Annotated in this window: 16 protein-coding genes; 10 read left to right on the forward strand and 6 right to left on the reverse strand. The window is 72.2% G+C overall.

Annotated features, from left to right (window positions below):
• Positions 1–117: 117 nt before the first annotated feature.
• The 3 genes from efeO (at position 118) to efeU (ending at position 3,536) form a co-directional block, all read left to right on the forward strand.
• Positions 118–1,269, forward strand: coding sequence for an iron uptake system protein EfeO (gene efeO, locus ACFV4P_RS23225; protein ID WP_380473931.1), 1,152 nt, complete (start codon positions 118–120; stop codon positions 1,267–1,269).
• 90 nt (positions 1,270–1,359) lie between these two features.
• Positions 1,360–2,643, forward strand: a complete 1,284-nt coding sequence (efeB, locus tag ACFV4P_RS23230) for an iron uptake transporter deferrochelatase/peroxidase subunit (RefSeq protein ID WP_380473934.1) — start codon at positions 1,360–1,362, stop codon at positions 2,641–2,643.
• A 44-nt stretch (positions 2,644–2,687) separates the two neighbouring features.
• The gene (gene efeU / locus ACFV4P_RS23235) at positions 2,688–3,536 is read left to right on the forward strand and encodes an iron uptake transporter permease EfeU (protein WP_380473936.1); all 849 of its coding nucleotides are present in this window, start codon (positions 2,688–2,690) and stop codon (positions 3,534–3,536) included.
• A 148-nt stretch (positions 3,537–3,684) separates the two neighbouring features.
• Here the strand turns inward: efeU and ACFV4P_RS23240 are convergent, their stop codons facing one another.
• Positions 3,685–4,269 (reverse strand): TetR/AcrR family transcriptional regulator, encoded by a 585-nt coding sequence (locus ACFV4P_RS23240; protein ID WP_380473939.1) that lies wholly within the window; start codon positions 4,267–4,269, stop codon positions 3,685–3,687.
• A 103-nt stretch (positions 4,270–4,372) separates the two neighbouring features.
• Between ACFV4P_RS23240 and ACFV4P_RS23245 the strand changes: the two genes are divergently transcribed.
• Positions 4,373–5,143 carry an SDR family NAD(P)-dependent oxidoreductase gene (locus tag ACFV4P_RS23245; RefSeq protein WP_380473942.1) on the forward strand — a complete coding sequence of 257 codons (771 nt, stop codon included), beginning with the start codon at positions 4,373–4,375 and terminating at the stop codon, positions 5,141–5,143.
• 451 nt (positions 5,144–5,594) lie between these two features.
• Here the strand turns inward: ACFV4P_RS23245 and ACFV4P_RS23250 are convergent, their stop codons facing one another.
• On the reverse strand, positions 5,595–6,179 hold the full coding sequence (locus tag ACFV4P_RS23250) for a TetR/AcrR family transcriptional regulator (protein WP_380473945.1): 585 nt from the start codon (positions 6,177–6,179) through the stop codon (positions 5,595–5,597).
• Between the two features lie 104 nt (positions 6,180–6,283).
• On the opposite strand from ACFV4P_RS23250, the gene ACFV4P_RS23255 reads away from it, so the two are divergent.
• Entirely contained in the window at positions 6,284–8,530 is a 2,247-nt protein-coding gene (locus tag ACFV4P_RS23255; RefSeq protein ID WP_380473948.1) for an MMPL family transporter, read from the forward strand.
• Between the two features lie 94 nt (positions 8,531–8,624).
• Here ACFV4P_RS23255 and ACFV4P_RS23260 read toward each other — a convergent pair whose 3' ends face one another.
• Both ACFV4P_RS23260 and ACFV4P_RS23265 read right to left on the reverse strand, forming a co-directional pair.
• Complete coding sequence (locus ACFV4P_RS23260) at positions 8,625–9,095, reverse strand: hypothetical protein (protein ID WP_380473951.1); 471 nt, start codon at positions 9,093–9,095, stop codon at positions 8,625–8,627.
• A gap of 272 nt (positions 9,096–9,367) precedes the next feature.
• Positions 9,368–9,928, reverse strand: coding sequence for a dihydrofolate reductase family protein (locus ACFV4P_RS23265; protein WP_380473954.1), 561 nt, complete (start codon positions 9,926–9,928; stop codon positions 9,368–9,370).
• Positions 9,929–10,099: 171 nt separating this feature from the next.
• On the opposite strand from ACFV4P_RS23265, the gene ACFV4P_RS23270 reads away from it, so the two are divergent.
• On the forward strand, positions 10,100–10,387 hold the full coding sequence (locus ACFV4P_RS23270) for a hypothetical protein (RefSeq protein ID WP_380473957.1): 288 nt from the start codon (positions 10,100–10,102) through the stop codon (positions 10,385–10,387).
• A gap of 7 nt (positions 10,388–10,394) precedes the next feature.
• Here ACFV4P_RS23270 and ACFV4P_RS23275 read toward each other — a convergent pair whose 3' ends face one another.
• Positions 10,395–11,375, reverse strand: coding sequence for a sigma-70 family RNA polymerase sigma factor (locus tag ACFV4P_RS23275; RefSeq protein ID WP_380474088.1), 981 nt, complete (start codon positions 11,373–11,375; stop codon positions 10,395–10,397).
• A 179-nt stretch (positions 11,376–11,554) separates the two neighbouring features.
• On the opposite strand from ACFV4P_RS23275, the gene ACFV4P_RS23280 reads away from it, so the two are divergent.
• From ACFV4P_RS23280 to ACFV4P_RS23295, 4 genes are all read left to right on the forward strand, one after another.
• On the forward strand, positions 11,555–12,793 hold the full coding sequence (locus ACFV4P_RS23280; RefSeq protein ID WP_380473960.1) for a cytochrome P450: 1,239 nt from the start codon (positions 11,555–11,557) through the stop codon (positions 12,791–12,793).
• Positions 12,794–12,877: 84 nt separating this feature from the next.
• Positions 12,878–13,042, forward strand: coding sequence for a hypothetical protein (locus ACFV4P_RS23285; protein ID WP_380473962.1), 165 nt, complete (start codon positions 12,878–12,880; stop codon positions 13,040–13,042).
• 206 nt (positions 13,043–13,248) lie between these two features.
• Positions 13,249–14,997, forward strand: a complete 1,749-nt coding sequence (locus ACFV4P_RS23290; RefSeq protein WP_380473964.1) for an MFS transporter — start codon at positions 13,249–13,251, stop codon at positions 14,995–14,997.
• A complete protein-coding gene (locus tag ACFV4P_RS23295; protein WP_380473966.1) occupies positions 14,994–15,500 on the forward strand; it encodes a MarR family winged helix-turn-helix transcriptional regulator in 507 nt (168 codons plus the stop codon). Before ACFV4P_RS23290 ends, ACFV4P_RS23295 begins: the two co-directional genes overlap by 4 nt.
• Before the next feature lie 281 nt (positions 15,501–15,781).
• Here ACFV4P_RS23295 and ACFV4P_RS23300 read toward each other — a convergent pair whose 3' ends face one another.
• On the reverse strand, positions 15,782–16,543 hold the full coding sequence (locus ACFV4P_RS23300) for a TetR/AcrR family transcriptional regulator (protein ID WP_380473968.1): 762 nt from the start codon (positions 16,541–16,543) through the stop codon (positions 15,782–15,784).
• Between the last annotated feature and the right edge of the window lie 56 nt (positions 16,544–16,599).

Genomic DNA, 16,599 nt, shown 5'->3' on the forward strand with positions numbered 1-16,599 from the left:
GGCCGGTATCGACCCCGGATGACGGGGGATCTAAGGTATGCCTTAGCTTACTGAGCGGCACCGGGGATCAGCCCCCGGTGGCCGTGGAGTCCGCCTACCCTCGTCCCTGGAGTGAGCATGCCCGCCCGCCGTACGACTGCCGCGACCTTCCTCGTTCTCGCTGTGGCGGGTGCCGCGTTGGTGGGGTGTTCGAAGAAGGACGACGGGAAGGCGTCGGCGGACGGCAGCGGGCCGGTGCAGGTGACGGCCACCGACAGCAAGTGCGAGCTGTCGAAGACCTCGTTCCCGGCCGGGCACGTCGAGCTGGCGGTGGCGAACAAGGGCAACAAGACGACCGAGGTGTACGTGTACGCCGAGGGCGACAAGATCGTCACCGAGCGGGAGAACATCGGCCCGGGCACCAAGGTCAGCATTAACGCCGAGATCAAGGCCGGCACCTACGAGGTGGCGTGCAAGCCGGGCATGACCGGTGACGGCATCCGGCAGAAGATCACGGTGACGGCGGCCTCGGGTGCGCCGGCGAAGACGGACGACCGGCTGACGCAGGCGGTCGCGGACTACCGCAAGTACGCGCAGGAGCAGGCGGACGCGACCATCCCCGTGGTGGAGCAGTTCGCGGCGGCGATCACCGCGGGCGACGTGGAGAAGGCGAAGTCGCTGTTCGCGACGTCCCGGCTGGGCTGGGAGCGGACCGAGCCGGTGGCGGAGAGCTTCGGTGACATCGACCCGAAGACCGACGCCCGCGAGGACGCGCTGGAGGACGGTCAGAAGTGGACCGGCTGGCACCGCCTGGAGAAGGCGCTGTGGGCGGACGGCAAGATCGGCGACGAGGAGAAGGCCCTCGCCGCCCAGCTGGTCACCGACCTGAAGGACTGGCAGAAGCGCGTCCCCGAGGCGGAGATCACCCCGACCGGCATGGCCAACGGCGCCAAGGAGCTGCTGGACGAGGTCTCCAAGAACAAGATCACCGGCGAGGAGGACCGCTACAGCCACACCGACCTGTCGGACTTCGCCGCCAACGTGGAGGGCGCCCGCCAGGCCTACGAGCTGCTGAAGCCGGTCGCCTCCGAGAACGACCCGACCCTGTCGAAGGCCCTGGACGCCGAGTTCGAGAAGATCACCGGCCTGCTGGGCAAGTACCGCCAGGCCGACGGCAGCTACACCTCGTACGACAAGGTGACCGAGGACGAGCGCAAGACCTTCTCCGACGCGGTGAACGCGCTGAGCGAGCCGCTGTCGAAGCTGGCCGCGGCCGTCGTGGTGAAGTAAGGGCAGCGTAAGCTAAGCCACTGTCAGCAGGTCCGGTCCGCGCGGATCCGTGCAGGTCCGCGCAGGGTCACGTCCGAGAGGGAACGCAACATGGACGCCGAGAACGAGCAGCAGACGGCTCCCGCCGAGGCGCAGCAGCGGGTCGGGCTCAGCCGACGGGCCGTCATCGGGTGGGCCGGCGCCGGTGTGGCGATCGGCGCGGCCGGCGTGGGCACGGTGGCCGCGGCGACCATGGACAGCGACAGCCCGGCGGCCGCGCCGCAGAGCCAGGACGTGCCGTTCTGGGGCGAGCACCAGTCGGGCATCTCGACGCCCGTTCAGGACCGGCTGCACTTCGCGGCGTTCGACGTGATCACCGACGACCGGGACAAGCTGGTCGCGATGCTCAAGGAGTGGACCAAGGCGGCCGCCTCGATCACCGGCGGCCGCGAGGTCGGCGGCGGGGCGGTCGGCGTGGTCCCGCAGTCGCCGCCGGACGACACCGGCGAGGCGCTCGGCCTGCCGGCGTCGCGGCTGACGCTGACCATCGGGTTCGGTCCGACGCTGTTCGAGAAGGACGGCCAGGACCGGTTCGGCCTGAAGGCGAAGCGGCCCGAGGCGCTGGTGGACCTGCCGAAGTTCAAGGGCGACCGGCTGGAGGCCAACCGCAGCGGCGGCGACATCTGCGTGCAGGCCTGCGCGGACGACCCGCAGGTCGCGGTGCACGCGATCCGCAACCTGGCCCGGATAGGCATGGGCGTGGTGAACGTCCGCTGGTCGCAGCTGGGCTTCGGAAAGACCTCCTCGACCACGCCCGACAGCCAGACCCCGCGCAACCTGATGGGCTTCAAGGACGGCACCCACAACGTCGCCGGGACGGACGCGGACGCGCTCGGCAAGCACGTGTGGGTGGCGCCCGGCGACGGCCAGGACTGGATGACCGGCGGCTCGTACCTGGTGGCCCGGCGGATCCGGATGACCATCGAGACCTGGGACCGCGCCTCGCTGCAGGACCAGGAGGACACCTTCGGCCGCACCAAGATCGAAGGTGCCCCCTACGGCAAGCAGAAGGAACGCGACGCGCCCGACCTGTCCGCGATGCCCGTCACCTCGCACGTGCGCCTCGCCCACCCGGACAGCAACGACGGGCTGATGATCCTGCGTCGCGGCTACTCGTTCACCGACGGCACCGACGGCCTCGGCCGCCTGGACGCCGGCCTGTTCTTCCTGGCGTACCAGCGCGACACCCGCAAGGCGTTCGTGCCGCTGCAGACCAAGCTCGCGGCCAACGACAAGCTGAACGAGTACATCACGCACGTCGGATCCGCCCACTTCGCCTGCCCGCCCGGGGTCCGTAAGTCCGGCGAGTGGTGGGGCCAGACCCTGTTCGGCTGACCCCCGCCCCTATCACCCTCACGCCCCCACCGAGGAGAACCGCCGTGTTCGCCAACTACCTGATCGGCCTTCGAGAAGGCCTCGAAGCCAGCCTGGTGGTCTGCATTCTGATCGCCTACCTGGTCAAGACCGGCCGCAAGGACCGGCTCGGCCCGGTGTGGATCGGCGTCGGCAGTGCCGTCGCGGTGTCCATGGCCTTCGGCGCCGTGCTGCAATTCGGCTCCAACCGGCTGTCCTTCGAGGCGCAGGAGGCGCTCGGCGGCAGCCTGTCGATCCTCGCGGTCGGTCTGGTCACCTGGATGGTGTTCTGGATGAAGCGCACCGCCCGGCACCTGAAGAGCGAACTGCACGGCAAGCTGGACGCCGCGCTGGCGATGGGCACCGTCGCCCTGGTCGTCACCTCCTTCCTGGCCGTCGGCCGGGAGGGCCTGGAGACCGCGCTGTTCATCTGGACGGCCGTGCAGGCCACCGGCGACGGCTGGAACCCGCTGGTCGGCGCGATCCTCGGCCTGGTCACCTCGGCCGTGCTGGGCTGGCTGTTCTACCGCGGCGCGCTCAAGATCAACCTGGCGAAGTTCTTCACCTGGACCGGCGGCATGCTGGTCGTGGTCGCCGCGGGCGTGCTCGCCTACGGCGTGCACGACCTCCAGGAGGCCGGCTGGATCCCCGGTCTGAACGAGCTGGCGTTCGACATCTCGTCCACCATTCCGGTCGACAGCTGGTACGGCACCCTGCTGAAGGGCGTGTTCAACTTCCAGCCGAACCCGACGGTGGTCCAGGTCGTGATCTGGCTGATGTACCTGGTGCCGACGCTGTACTTCTTCTTCCGCAAGCCGAAGGCCACCGGCTCCGCGCCGAAGCCCGCCGCCTCGGTGGAGGCGAAGACCGCCTGACGGTCCGCGTCACGAACGAACCGCCCGGGAGCCGCAGTTGCTGCGGCCCCGGGCGGTTCGGCGTTTCGGGGGGTCTGGCTCCGTGAGCTGCTGTTGGCGGCGGGCCGACGTCGGGCGGGGCCGGGTTGGCGTCGGGTCAGGCGTCGAGTCAGGTGGCGGGCCAGGTGGCGAGGGCGAAGTCGACCGTGCGGTGCAGTTCTTCGGCCGGGGTGCCGTCGGCGGCGCGGACGGCCAGGCCGTGGGTGAGGGTGGTCAGGTAGTCGGCGAGTACGGCCGGGTCGGTGCCGGGCGTGAACTCGCCTGCCTCGGCGGCGAGTCGGAGGCGGGCTCGGAGGGCGGCGCGGGCCTCGGTGCGGCGGGCGGCGGCGTCGGCGCGGACTGCGGCGGAGCCCTCTCCGGTGGCCAGCGCGCCGTTCACCAGCAGGCAGCCCGGGCCCTCCTCGCGGGTCACCACCGCGACGGTGCCGCGCAGCAGGTGCTCGGCGACGGTCCGGCCGGTGGGCTCGTCCAGCGCCTCCCGGACGTGCCGGGCCGGCCCGCGGTGGTAGTGGTCCAGGCACTGGCGGAACAGCGCCTCCTTGTTGCCGTACGCGGCGTACAGGCTGGGCCGGTTGATGCCCATGGCGGCCGTCAGGTCGGACAGCGCGGTGCCCTCGTAGCCGTGCCGCCAGAACACCCGCATGGCGAGTTCGAGACGGTCCTCGATGTCGAACGTGCGCGGACGGCCCGTCATGTCGCCTCGCCTTCGGTGGATTCGGTCAGGGTTCTGTACCGATCGATATGGTAGCGTCCCCGGCGTGTGTACCGAGCGGTACAGATATCGGAGGGGAACCATCATGACGCTCACCACTGCCACCTTCGCGCCCGACGTGCTGGCCGGCCGCACCGCGCTGGTCACCGGCGGCTCGCGCGGCATCGGCGCGGCCACCGCGCTGGCGCTGGCCGGGGCCGGCGCGGACGTGGCGATCAGCTTCAGCGGCTCGGCGCCGCGCGCGGAGGCCGTGGTCCGGGAGATCGAGGCGCTCGGGCGGCGGGCCGTCGCGTACAAGGCCGACCAGGCCGACCCGGCGCAGGTCGCCGAGCTGGTCTCCGCCGTCGCGGCGGACTTCGGGCGGCTGGACATCCTGGTCAACAACGCGGGCGTGATCGCCACCGGGCCGATCGGCGAAGCGGCCGACACGGAGGCGCTGGCCCGGCAGTACGCCGTCAACGTGGGCGGGGTGACGGCGGGCATCCGGGCCGCGGCGACGGTGCTGGCCGACGGCGGACGGATCGTCACCATCGGGTCCTACCTGGCCGTCCGCCCGACCCGGCCCGGCATCGCCGACTACGCGGCCGGCAAGGCGGCCGTCGCCGCGTTCAGCCGGGCCGCCGCGCTGGAGCTCGCGCCGCGCGCGATCACCGTCAACGTGGTGCAGTCCGGGTCGGTGAACACCGAGATGAACCCGGAGGACGGGCCGAACGCCGACGCCCAGCGCGCGCTGAACGCGCTCGGCCGCTACGGCCGTCCCGAGGAACTCGCGGCCACCGTGGTGTTCCTGGCGACGCCGGCCGCGGCGTTCATCACGGGCAGCGTGCTGGCCGTGGACGGCGGCTTCTTCGCCTGAGCGGGGAGCCGGCGGTCGGCGGATCGTCTCGTGCCGGCTGGGAGGAGCCCGGCGCGAGGGTGTGCCGCCGGCCCGTTCGGTCGGGCGTTCGCGGGCGCGGCGCGGTGATCGGGCCGATCTCGCTGGGCGCGCTCCGGGCCGGGGCCGTGGGCAGGGGCGCTGGCCGGGGGCAGGGTGGCGATGCGGGCCGCCGCGTTCATCACGGGCAGCATGCCGGCTGTGGACGGCGGGCTCTTCGCCTGAGCGGGGGCGGGCGGCCGGCGGGGAGCCGGTCGGTCCGATGGGCGTGGGGGGCGGATCGCTTGGTGCCTGGCTGGGAGGAGCCAGGCGTGCAGGTGGGCCGCAGGCCCGTTCGGTCGGGACGTGGACTCGATGCCCCGGCCAGGACGGCCGGGCCGATCTCACCGGGCGTGCTCCGGGCCGCGGGCAGGGGCGCCGACCGGGGAGTGGGTCAGGGGCGCTGGCCGGGGGGCAGGGTGGTGATGCCGGCGGCCAGGAAGGCCATGGCGGCCTCCAGGTGGGTCTCGGTGGGGCGCAGGTAGAGCTCGCTGACCACGGCGGCGGCCGCGGCGGCGACCATCCGGGGCGCGAAGTCGTCGGGGGCGTCGCCGCGTTCGGCCGCGAAGATCCGGGCGCCCTCCTGGATCGCTTCCGCCAGGCGGCTGTTGGCGACGGCGCGCAGCTGCGGGTTGCGGTCGAGCATCGCCTCCCAGAGCGTGTCGAGCTCGCTCGGGCAGGTGGTCTCCGCCAGGTCGGCGCGCAGCCAGCGCTCCAGCGCCTCCAGGGTGCTGGTGCCCGGCGCCCGGTCGTTCAGGGCCTGGGAGAGGCGGTCGGTGAACTCGGCGAGATGGGAGGTCGCCAGGTCGAGCTTGGTCGGGAAGTAGAGGGTGACGGTCCGGGCGGACACCTCGGCCCGGTCGGCGATGTCGGCGATGGTGGTCGCCTCGAAGCCGCGCTCCGCGAACAGCTGGTACGCCGCTCGCAGGATCGCCTCCCGGCGGCGGGCCTTGCCGCGTTCCCTCGCACCCTCGGTCATGCGGCGCATCCTAGCAGTTCTTACCAGTGGCGGTAATTTTGCAGCTGACTGCAAAGTTGCCTTAGAGTGCAAAAATCCACTGGTTTCGAGCACGAGGGGGCGCGATGGCGTCGGTCCTGTACGGATGGGGACGATGGGCGGTGCGCCGCCGGGGCCGGGTGATCGGGCTGTGGCTGCTGCTGCTGGCGACGATCGGCGCGCTCGGCATCACCCTGGCCGGGCCCACCAGCAACGAGTTCACCGTCCCCGGCATCGAGTCCCAGCAGGCCCAGGACCTGCTGGAGCGTCAACTGCCGGAGTCCGCCGCCGGTACCGCGCGCCTGGTGGTCGCGGCGCCCGCCGGGCAGAGCCTGGACACCGCGGAAGCCCGGGCGGCCGTGCAGGAGAGCCTGCACCGGGCCGCCGCGATACCCGGCGTGGCGCACGTCGCCGACCCGTTCGAGAGCCGGACGGTCTCGCCGGACCTGCGGATCGCCTTCACCGACGTGCAGTTCGACCGGCCCGCGCAGGACGTCCCGCAGAGCGCCAAGGACGCGCTGGACGGCGTGGCCGCGCCGCTGCGCGAGGCGGGCCTACAGGCCGAGTTCGGCGGCACCGTGATGGCGCCGGACATCGAGGTCGGCGGCCCTGCCGAGGCGATCGGCGTGGTCGTCGCGTTCGTCGTGCTGGCCGTCGCGCTGGGCTCGCTGGTCGCCGCCGGACTGCCGCTGCTGACCGCGCTGGTCGGCGTCGGCATCGGGGTGCTGGGCGCCCAACTGCTCGCCAACGTCGTCGAGATGACCGGCACCGCGACCGTGCTGGCGCTGATGATCGGGCTCGCCGTCGGCATCGACTACGCGCTGTTCATCATCGCCCGGCACCGCGAGCAACTCGCCGAACCCGGCAGCGAGGTCGAGGAGTCGGCGGCCCGCGCCACCGCCACCGCGGGCAGCGCCGTGGTGTTCGCCGGCGCCACCGTGATCATCGCGCTGGCCGCGCTCGCCGTCACCGGCATCCCGTTCCTGACCGTGATGGGCCTGGCCGCCGCCGCCACCGTGCTGCTCGCCGTCCTGGTCGCCGTCACCCTGGTGCCCGCGCTGCTCGGGGTGCTCGGCGAACGCCTGCGGCCCCGGCCGAGGGTCGCGAAGGCCGGGAAGGCCGGGAAGGCAGGGAAGGCCGGGAAGGCAGGGGAAGCCGCGAAGGCCGCGACCGGCGGGAAGCCGTCGTGGTCGGCGGCCTGGGCGCGGGCCGTCACGCGCAAGCCGCTGCTGGTGCTGCTGGCCGGCGTGGTCGGGCTGCTCGCCCTCGCGCTGCCCGCCCGCGACCTGCGGCTCGGCCTGCCCGGCAACGCCTCGCAGCCCGCCGCCAGTACCCTGCACAAGAGCTACGACCTGCTCAGCGAGGGCTTCGGCCCCGGCTTCAACGCCACCCTGGTCGCCGTGGTCGACGCCACCGGCATCCCGGCCGAGCGCCGCGAGCCCGCGCTCGCCGAGCTGCACGCCACGCTCTCCGCCGACCCGGGCGTCGCCGCCGTCGGCCGCCCGGTGGCGAACGCGGACGGCAGCACCGTCGCCGTGCCCGTCGTCCCCCGTACCGGGCCGGACGACAAGGCCACCAGCGACCTGGTCGACCGGCTGCGCACCCACAAGGGGGATGTCACCGCCGAGGGCGGCACGCTGTACATCGCCGGGGCGACCGCCGCCGCGATCGACGTGTCCGGCAAACTCGCCGACGCGCTGCCGGTGTTCGTGGCCCTGATCGTGGTGCTGGCGCTCGCTCTGCTGACCGTCGCGTTCCGCTCGGTGCTGGTGCCGCTCAAGGCGGTGCTCGGGTTCCTGCTGTCGGTGGCCGCCGCGCTCGGCATCACTGTGTGGGTGTTCCAGGACGGCCACCTGAACGGTCTGCTCGACATCCCGTCCGCCGGGCCGGTCACCAGCTTCCTGCCGGTGCTGCTGATCGGCGTGCTGTTCGGCCTCGCGATGGACTACGAGGTGTTCCTGGTCAGCCGGATGCGCGAGCACCACCAGCACACCGGCGACGCCGCCGGGGCCGTCACGCACGGCGTCGCGCGCAGCGGACGGGTCGTCACCGCCGCCGCGCTGATCATGGTCGCGGTGTTCGGCGGCTTCGTGTTCAACCACGACCCGATCATCAAGTCGATCGGATTCGCGCTCGCCGTCGGCGTGTTCATCGACGCCTTCGTGGTGCGGATGACCCTGGTGCCCGCCGTGATGGCGCTGCTCGGCCGGCGTGCCTGGTGGCTGCCGCGCCGGCTCGACCGGATCGTCCCGGACGTCGACCTGGAGGGCGCGAGCCTGCCCGCGGCCGAGACCCGGCCGACGGTCGAGGCCGGCCCGGTCGAACGGGTCTGACGGAGCGCCGGAGCACCGGATCTCCGGATCTCCGGAGCAGAACGCGGGCCGGGCCCGGGAGTGGCGACTCCCGGGCCCGGTTCACGCGTTCGGGTCAGCAGGGGACCGTGGCGGTGACGGTGACCGGGGTCGGGCCCCAGCCGAACTTGGTGACGGCGAAGGTGCCGCTGACGGTCGAACCGCACGCGACGGTGGCGGACGGGCCGTTGACGGTGACGGTGCTCGCGAGGAAGTTCACGTACTGCGAGGAGGAGCCGAGCGAGGCGCCGCCGACGACCTGGCCGGAGAGCGTGGTGGCGAGCGTCTGGGGCTGCGGCGGGAAGTCCGGGGAGGGCGGGCCGGCCAGGCCGACACGGCCGAGGAACTGGACGCTGTCACCGGTGATCGAGGCGCAGACCTGGGTCGACAGCCCGGACTGCAGCGACCACGGGCTGCAGGTCTCCGTGGTCGAGGTGGTGGTGGTGGCAGTGGCAGTGGCGGCCTGGGCGGGAGCGACTGTCAGGGCGCCGACGGTGGCCATGCCCGCGGCGAGCAGGGTCAGGCTCTTCACCGAACGGTGGTTCATCGGGTGTTCTCCTCCATGTGGTGGTGCCCAGCTGAGGCACGTGATAGCGAGGTGCGACATGTGATATTTCACATGCGCCATGGCTTAACCTGCCACACGTTCGAAGGGCTGCGGCGTGATTCGCGGAGGAAATGATGCGCTCGGCCGGAATTTGACCATGGATGGCGAAATTGCATGGCAATTGCCGACAGTTGACGAAGTGTTGACCGGGCTCGCGAGGCCGACCAGTCCGACCTCACGAGCCCGGGGGAGCGGGAGCCGCCCGCGCTCCGCTACACCGCGGCCGGGCCGTACACCAGGTGGACGGTGCCGCCGGCGAAGGGCCGGCAGGAGAGCAGCGTGAGCTCGATCGGGTCGGCGGTCTCGTCGAACAGGCGCATGCCGCGGCCGCGGGCCACCGGGTGGACGAACAGGTTGAGCTCGTCCAGCAGGCCCGCCGCCAGCAGCTGACGCACCACCGAGACCGAACCGGACATGCCGATCGGGCCGCCCTCCTCCTGCTTCAGCGCCCGGACGCCCTCGACCAGGTCGCCCTTCAGCTGCTCGGAGTTGCGCCAGGTGAAGGAGAGGTCCTGGTGCGAGACCACGATCTTGCGGGTGTCGCCGATGGCCTTCGCCATCCCGGCCTCCTCGCCGCCCGCCAGCTCGACCGCCGGCCAGGAGCCCGCGAACACGTCGTAGGTGGTGCGGCCCATCAGCACCGTGTCCGACGCGCCCAGCAGCGTGCCGACCGCCGCGCCCAACTCCTGGTCGAAGTACGGGAAATGCCACTGCTCCGGGGACTCGACGACGCCGTCGGCGGAGATGAACAGACCGGCGGTGATCTTCCTCATGGGTGGTGCTCCTAGCTCGGTTCTCCAGTGAGCGTCGCTCGCTCACAACCGGTCAGACGGAGCCCCCGCGCCGAACTCATCGGTCCCGGCGAAGAGATCTGAAAAACTTTTCTCCGGGACCGATCGGGCTCCGGCCGATGAGTCCGCGGCCGCCGGACGGTCATCACCGGCATGCACACCGATGACACCGTCGAGTTCGACGTCCCGCCGCAGCACGCCGCCCGCCCGTCCCTGGAGGCGCACTTCACCGCACTGCTGACCGCCCACCACCCGCCCGCCACCATCGTCCTGCTGGTCGGGAACGTGCTGCGGCCCGCCCCCGGCGACCTCCACCGCCTCGGCAGGCTGGCGGCGCTCGCACGGCGGACGGGCCACCGGGTGGTACTGCGCGGGGCCGGCCCCCGGCTGAGGCTGCTGCTCGACCTCACCGGGCTGACCGACGCCCTCCCCGAGGGCTGACGCGATGTCAGAGCCGGGGATCCTCCGTCAGCCGGGCCGGCAGACCCCACAGCGGGAACAGCCGCTCCACGTCCATGTGGTTGGTCATCGTGGCGATCCGGCCGTCCACCACCTCCAGCACCGTGATGCCCCACGGCGTCCAGCCGTTGCCGTCCTCCGCCGCGCGGTACTGCGCGAAGGCCGGCGAACCGCTCGCCTCCACCGGCAGCAGCCGCGAGTTGACGCACCCCCGGCCCGGGCCCAGCCACCACGTCTCCAGCTCGGCGAGGCCCCGCAGCCACATCCGGAACGGCGGCATGTTCAGCACCGCGTCCTCGTGCAGCAGCCGCTTCAGGCCCTCGATGTCGAACGCCTCGAAGGCCTGCACGTAGCGGGCCAGCAGCGTGCGCTGCGCCTCGTCCAGCGGCTTGAAGGCGTCACCCGAGGGCGCGGCGCCGTCCGCCAGCGTCGCCCGGGCCCGCTGCAGCGCGCTGTTCACCGACGCCACCGACGTCCCCAGCAACTCCGCCGTCTCCGCCGCCGACCAGGCCAGCACCTCGCGCAGGATCAGCACCGCCCGCTGCCGGGCCGGCAGCTTCTGCAACGCGGAGACGAACGCCAGCCGGATCGACTCCCGCCCCACCGCCACCTCCGCCGGATCGCCCGACAGCACCCGCTCGTCCGGCACCGGCCCGACCCAGATGTTCTCCTCCAGCTGCGTCAGATCCGGCGACCCCGCCGAACACGGGGACGTCAGATCCATCGGCCGGGCCCGCCGCTGCGCCGCCGGGCCCATGTCCAGGCACACGTTGGTGGCGATCCGGTACAGCCACGTCCGCAGCGCCGCGCGCCCCTCGAAGCCGTCGAACTTCGACCAGGCGCGGACCATCGTCTCCTGCACCGCGTCCTCCGCCTCGAAGGCCGAGCCCAGCATGCGGTAGCAGTACGCCGTCAACTCCCGCCGGAACGGCTCCAGCTGCTCCGCGACCCCATCACGATCCATGATCATCGACACGTCGGACACCCTAGCGGGACGGACTGACAACTCCTCGCGTGCCCAAGTGAACTGACGGGCAGTCGCACGGGTGACCCGAAACCGGGCCGGGAAAGAAAGATGGCAGGTACAGTCCGAGCAGATCGCGCGACCGATCCAGGACACCGCAACCGACCCTCCGGAGACATCTTCTGATGGACACTCAGCGCTGCCCGTTCCGTCTCGACACCGCCGGAAGTGACCTGCCCGGCGAAGCCGCTGCGCTGCGCGCCCTCGGGCCCGCAACCCCCGTCGAACTGCCCGGCGGCGTCCCCGCCTGGTCCGTCACCGACCCCGCCCTGATCAAGCGCCTGCTCACCGACCCCCGCGTCTCCAAGGACGCCCACCAGCACTGGACCGCCTACCTCGCCGGCGAGATAGCCGAGGACTGGCCGCTGCGGATGTGGGTCGACCCCCGCAACGCCTTCACCGCCTACGGGTCCGAGCACGGCCGGCTGCGCCGCCTGATCAGCCCCGGCTTCACCGCGCGCCGCATCCGGGCGCTGGCCCCCGAGATCGAGCGGATCACCGGCGAACTGCTCGACCGGCTCGCCGCCCACCCGCAGGACGAAGTCGTCGACCTGCGCACCGAGTTCACCTGGGTGCTGCCGCTGATGGTGGTCAACACCCTGCTCGGCGTGCCCGAGGACCTGCACGACGCGTTCCGCGCCACCATCGGTCACCTCTTCGAGACCGGCGTCAGCCCCGAGCAGTCCGTCCGCAACGCCGAGGCCGTCTACGCCCACCTCGCCCGCCTGGTCGAGACCAAGCGGCAGGCCCCCGGCGAGGACGTCACCACCGCGCTCATCCAGGCCCACGACGAGGAGACCGGCACCGGCCTCACCGAGCGCGAACTCCTCGACAGCCTCCTGCTGTTGATCGGCGCGGGCCACGAGACCACGGTCAACCTGCTGGGCAGTGCGATCATCGCGCTGACCACCCACCCCGAACAGCTCGAAGCCCTCCGCAAGGACCCCGCACGCTGGGCGGACGCCGTCGAGGAGACGCTGCGCCTGCGGCCGCCGGTCGCCAACATCCTGCCGCGCTTCGCCGTCGAGGACCTGCACGACGAGGCCAGCGGCATCACCTTCGCGCGCGGCGACCTGCTGGTCGTCAACTTCACCGCCACCGGCCGCGAGGAGGCCCTGCACGGCGCCGACGCCGACCGCTGGGAGCACACCCGGGACAGCCGCCGCGAACACCTCTCCTTCGGGTACGGCACGCACTTCTGCCTCGGCGCCGAACTCGCCCGCCTGGAAGCCCGGATCGCGCTGGCCGCGCTCTTCGACCGCTTCCCGCGACTCACCCTCACGGCGCCCGCCGAGGAACTGCCCCGGGTGGAGTCGTTCATCTCCGACGGTCCGGCCGCACTGCCCGTCCGACTGCACGGCTGAGCCCGCCCGTCGCCGACCTGCGGGGGAGGGGAGTCCGTGACACGCTGGCACCAACCCGAAGCCACCCGAACACAGGGAGTAGTCATGGGTATGGGCGACAAGTTCCGGGACAAGGCGCAGCAGGCCGAGGAGCAGGCCAAGCAGCGCCTGGGCCAGAAGCTCCAACAGGGCGACGACCAGCAGAAGGCCGGCGACCAGCAGCAGGGCGAGCAGAACGCGGACGACCAGCAGGACGACGAGCGGCAGTAGCGGCCCTCGGTCGGCTGTGCTCCGACTCCCGGCACGGGCCCGTGCCGGGAGTTCGTCTGTCGGGGCCGCTTGTCGGGCTTGTCGGGAGCGGTTGTCCGGCTGTCGGGGCCGGTTGTCGGGAAACGGTGGCCGGTGGCGTTCGTCCGGAGTAATTTAGTTCACATCAGCTAACTATCATCACGGCTTCCTACGGGGTGGGGCGGGAGATGGCCGACGTGAGCAAGGGAACGGGCGGGCCGGGGCGGATCGGGGTGGAGCATCCGCGCTACAAGTGGGTCGCACTGTCGAACACCACGCTCGGCATGCTGATCGCCACCATCAACTCGTCGATCGTGCTGATCTCACTGCCCGCGATCTTCAACGGCATCCACCTGAACCCGCTGCAACCCGGAAACGTCAGCTACCTGCTGTGGATGCTGATGGGCTACATGCTGGTCACCGCCGTCCTGGTGGTGACGCTCGGGCGGCTCGGCGACATCTGGGGTCGGGTGCGGATCTACAACGCGGGCTTCCTGATCTTCACCGTCACCTCGGTGATCCTCTCGCTCGACCCGATGGCCGGCGGCGGCGGAGCGCTCTGGCTGATCGGCTGGCGGGTGGTCCAGGCCGTCGGCGGCGCGATGCTGATGGCCAACTCGGCGGCGATCATCACCGACGCGTTCCCCGCCCGGCAGCGCGGCATGGCACTCGGCGTCAACATGGTGGCGGCGATCGCCGGTTCGTTCGTCGGACTGGTGCTCGGCGGCCTGCTCGCCGAGTGGAACTGGCGCTCGATCTTCTGGGTCAACGTCCCGATCGGCATCATCGGCACCGTCTGGGCCTACCGCTCGCTGCACGAGACCGGCGTCCGCCGGCCCGGCCGGATCGACTGGTGGGGCAACATCACCTTCGCCGTCGGCCTCACCGCGCTGCTCGCCGCCATCACCTACGGCATCCAGCCCTACGGCGGCCACACCATGGGCTGGACCAACCCCTGGGTGCTGAGCGGGCTGATCGGCGGCTCCGCCGTGCTGATCCTGTTCTGCGTGATCGAGACCAGGGTCGCCGAACCGATGTTCCCGCTGCGGCTGTTCCGTGACCCGGTGTTCGCGGGCGGCAACCTGGCCACCCTGCTCGGCTCGATCGCCCGGGGCGGCCTGCAGTTCATGCTGATCGTCTGGCTGCAGGGCATCTGGCTGCCGCTGCACGGCTACGACTACGCCGACACCCCGCTGTGGGCCGGCATCTACCTCGTCCCGCTGACCGTCGGCTTCCTCGCCGCCGGACCGATCGCCGGGTACCTCTCCGACCGGTTCGGGGCCCGGCTGTTCGCGGCCGGCGGGCTGGTGGTGATGGCCGCCTCGTTCGCCGGACTGCTGCTCCTGCCCACCGACTTCGGGTACCTCTGGTTCGCGCTGCTGGTGTTCCTGAACGGCCTCGGCGGCGGCCTGTTCGCCGCGCCCAACACCGCGCTGGTGATGTCCAGCGTCCCCGCCGCCGACCGGGGCGCCGCCTCCGGCATGCGGGCCACCTTCCAGAACGCCGGCATGGTGCTGTCCATCGGCGTGTTCTTCTCGCTGATGGTGGCCGGGCTGGCCGGCTCCCTGCCCGGCACGCTCAGCAGCGGACTCACCGCGCAGGGGGTCTCCCCGGCGGACGCCGACGCGGTCGCCGGACTTCCGCCCGTCGGTACGCTGTTCGCGGCGTTCCTCGGCTACAACCCGATCCACGAACTGCTCGGCCCGCACGTACTGTCCACGCTGCCCGCGTCCAACGCGCAGACCCTGACCGGACGGGAGTTCTTCCCGCACCTGATCTCCGGACCCTTCCACGACGGGCTGATGGTGGTGTTCGCGCTGGCCATCGCGATGTCGCTGGTCGCCGCCGTCGCCTCGCTGCTGCGCGGCCGGGGCGGGCGGCCCGAGGAGGAGGGTACGGTCGCCGAGGACACGGCGGCGGCGCGGGAGGCGGCATGAACAGTTCGGCGGAGTACGGCGCTTCGGGGGAGCACAGCGCTTCGGCGGTGGGGGGTGGCGCTTCGGCGGTGGGGGGTGGGCTCGAACCGGCCGAGGTGGTGCGGCTGCGACTCGTCGTCGCCCGGCTGCACCGGCAGCTCGCCCAGGCGTCCGGCCGGCAGGACTTCACCTTCGCGCAGCTCTCCGCGCTGGCCCGGATCGAGGCGCACGGTCCGATCCGGCTCGGCGAACTCGCCGCCCGCGAACGGGTCGCCGCCCCGTCGATGACCCGCACCGTCGCCCCGCTGGTCGCCTCCGGACTCCTCACCCGCCTCCCCGATCCGGACGACCGCCGCTCCGCGCTGGTCGAACTCTCGCCCGAGGGCATCGAGTTGCTCGCCGAGATCCGCCAACGCCGCTCCGAGGTGCTGGCCCGCCGCACCGCCGAACTCGACGCACACGAGCGCGCCGTGCTGCTGGAGGCGCTGCCGGTGCTGGAGCGGCTGGTGGCCTTCGAGGACTGAGACGGCCGAGGGCTGAGACGGTTGCGGACTGTCTTATGGCGGGTCGGCGAGCGTCGGGTGGTCGGTCGCGCCGGGCCCTGTCGGCGTGGTGCGTTCGCAGGGACGCCGTGCCCGCCCCGGCCGGCGAGGGTCGGCGGGGCGGGTCGGCGGGGCAGCAGTCATCAGCGTCGCGGTGACGGCGGTGGCCCGGCAAGCCGGTTCGGGGGAACGGCTCCGGAATGGCCGGGGGACCGTCGGCCTGGCCGGAGATGTTCGGCCGGGTGCGCGACGCGGGCGGCCGATCAGGACACCTGTGCGGCGATGCCGTTCAGCACGATCTCCAGGCCGGCCTCGAACTCCTCGCCAGGCGTGGGGTGTTCGGCCTTTCCGATCACCTCCGCCAGCAGCGGGTGGCGGCCCGACTCCAGGACCCGGCGCAGGTACGGGGAGACCGCGTCGCGCCACTGCTCTTCCGAGCGGCCCTCCGTCCGGTCGGCCTGGCGCTGCGCCAGCTCCGTGCGCAGCGCCCCCACCAGGTAGGCGTGGAAGGCGGCGGCGGCCTGGCGCAGTGCGGCGGGGCGCCCGGCGAGGCCCGGGGCGGAGTTCAGCACCGACAGCCTGGCCTCCAGCGCGGCCAGTGCGTGCGGCCCCAAGTGCGGGCGGCCGCCCAGGAGTTCGGGGAACCACTCGTGGCGCAGCGCGGCCCGCCTGGTCAGCCCGGCGATCAGGCGCAGGCCCGCCCGCCAGTCCTGCGGCAGGTGGTCGGCGGGTGGGGCGGGTGGGGTGATCTCGGCGTAGACCGCGTCCGCCATCAGGTCGAGCAGCTCGTCCTTGGTGTCCACGTACCCGTACAGCCGCATCGGGCCGACCTCCAGCACCGCCGCCACCCGGCGGATCGAGACGCCCTCCAGGCCGTCCGCATCCGCGAGTTCGAGGGCCGCGCCGACGATCAGCGCGCGGCTCAGCGGCTGCGGCTGCGGGGCCCGCCGGGCCGGGGGTTCCGGGCGGGCCCAGATCAGGGTGGCGGCGGGCTCGGCCTCGGCCTTGGGCTGACGGTTCGTCATGGTGAGGTCTCCTGCCGGGTGGTGGGCGTGTGCGGCGGTCGATACAGTGTATCGAT

It is taken from the genome of Kitasatospora sp. NPDC059795 (assembly GCF_042732175.1).
GTDB lineage: Bacteria > Actinomycetota > Actinomycetes > Streptomycetales > Streptomycetaceae > Kitasatospora.

Coding starts and splice junctions, on each gene's coding strand:
- ACFV4P_RS23290 (WP_380473964.1), top strand. CDS start 13,249: ATGGCCGACGTGAGCAAGGGAACGGGCGGGCCGGGGCGGATCGGGGTG.
- ACFV4P_RS23255 (WP_380473948.1), top strand. CDS start 6,284: ATGGCGTCGGTCCTGTACGGATGGGGACGATGGGCGGTGCGCCGCCGG.
- ACFV4P_RS23270 (WP_380473957.1), top strand. CDS start 10,100: ATGCACACCGATGACACCGTCGAGTTCGACGTCCCGCCGCAGCACGCC.
- ACFV4P_RS23265 (WP_380473954.1), bottom strand. CDS start 9,928: ATGAGGAAGATCACCGCCGGTCTGTTCATCTCCGCCGACGGCGTCGTC.
- ACFV4P_RS23260 (WP_380473951.1), bottom strand. CDS start 9,095: ATGAACCACCGTTCGGTGAAGAGCCTGACCCTGCTCGCCGCGGGCATG.
- ACFV4P_RS23285 (WP_380473962.1), top strand. CDS start 12,878: ATGGGTATGGGCGACAAGTTCCGGGACAAGGCGCAGCAGGCCGAGGAG.
- ACFV4P_RS23240 (WP_380473939.1), bottom strand. CDS start 4,269: ATGACGGGCCGTCCGCGCACGTTCGACATCGAGGACCGTCTCGAACTC.
- ACFV4P_RS23250 (WP_380473945.1), bottom strand. CDS start 6,179: ATGACCGAGGGTGCGAGGGAACGCGGCAAGGCCCGCCGCCGGGAGGCG.
- ACFV4P_RS23275 (WP_380474088.1), bottom strand. CDS start 11,375: ATGATCATGGATCGTGATGGGGTCGCGGAGCAGCTGGAGCCGTTCCGG.
- efeB (WP_380473934.1), top strand. CDS start 1,360: ATGGACGCCGAGAACGAGCAGCAGACGGCTCCCGCCGAGGCGCAGCAG.
- ACFV4P_RS23280 (WP_380473960.1), top strand. CDS start 11,555: ATGGACACTCAGCGCTGCCCGTTCCGTCTCGACACCGCCGGAAGTGAC.
- ACFV4P_RS23295 (WP_380473966.1), top strand. CDS start 14,994: ATGAACAGTTCGGCGGAGTACGGCGCTTCGGGGGAGCACAGCGCTTCG.
- ACFV4P_RS23245 (WP_380473942.1), top strand. CDS start 4,373: ATGACGCTCACCACTGCCACCTTCGCGCCCGACGTGCTGGCCGGCCGC.
- efeO (WP_380473931.1), top strand. CDS start 118: ATGCCCGCCCGCCGTACGACTGCCGCGACCTTCCTCGTTCTCGCTGTG.
- ACFV4P_RS23300 (WP_380473968.1), bottom strand. CDS start 16,543: ATGACGAACCGTCAGCCCAAGGCCGAGGCCGAGCCCGCCGCCACCCTG.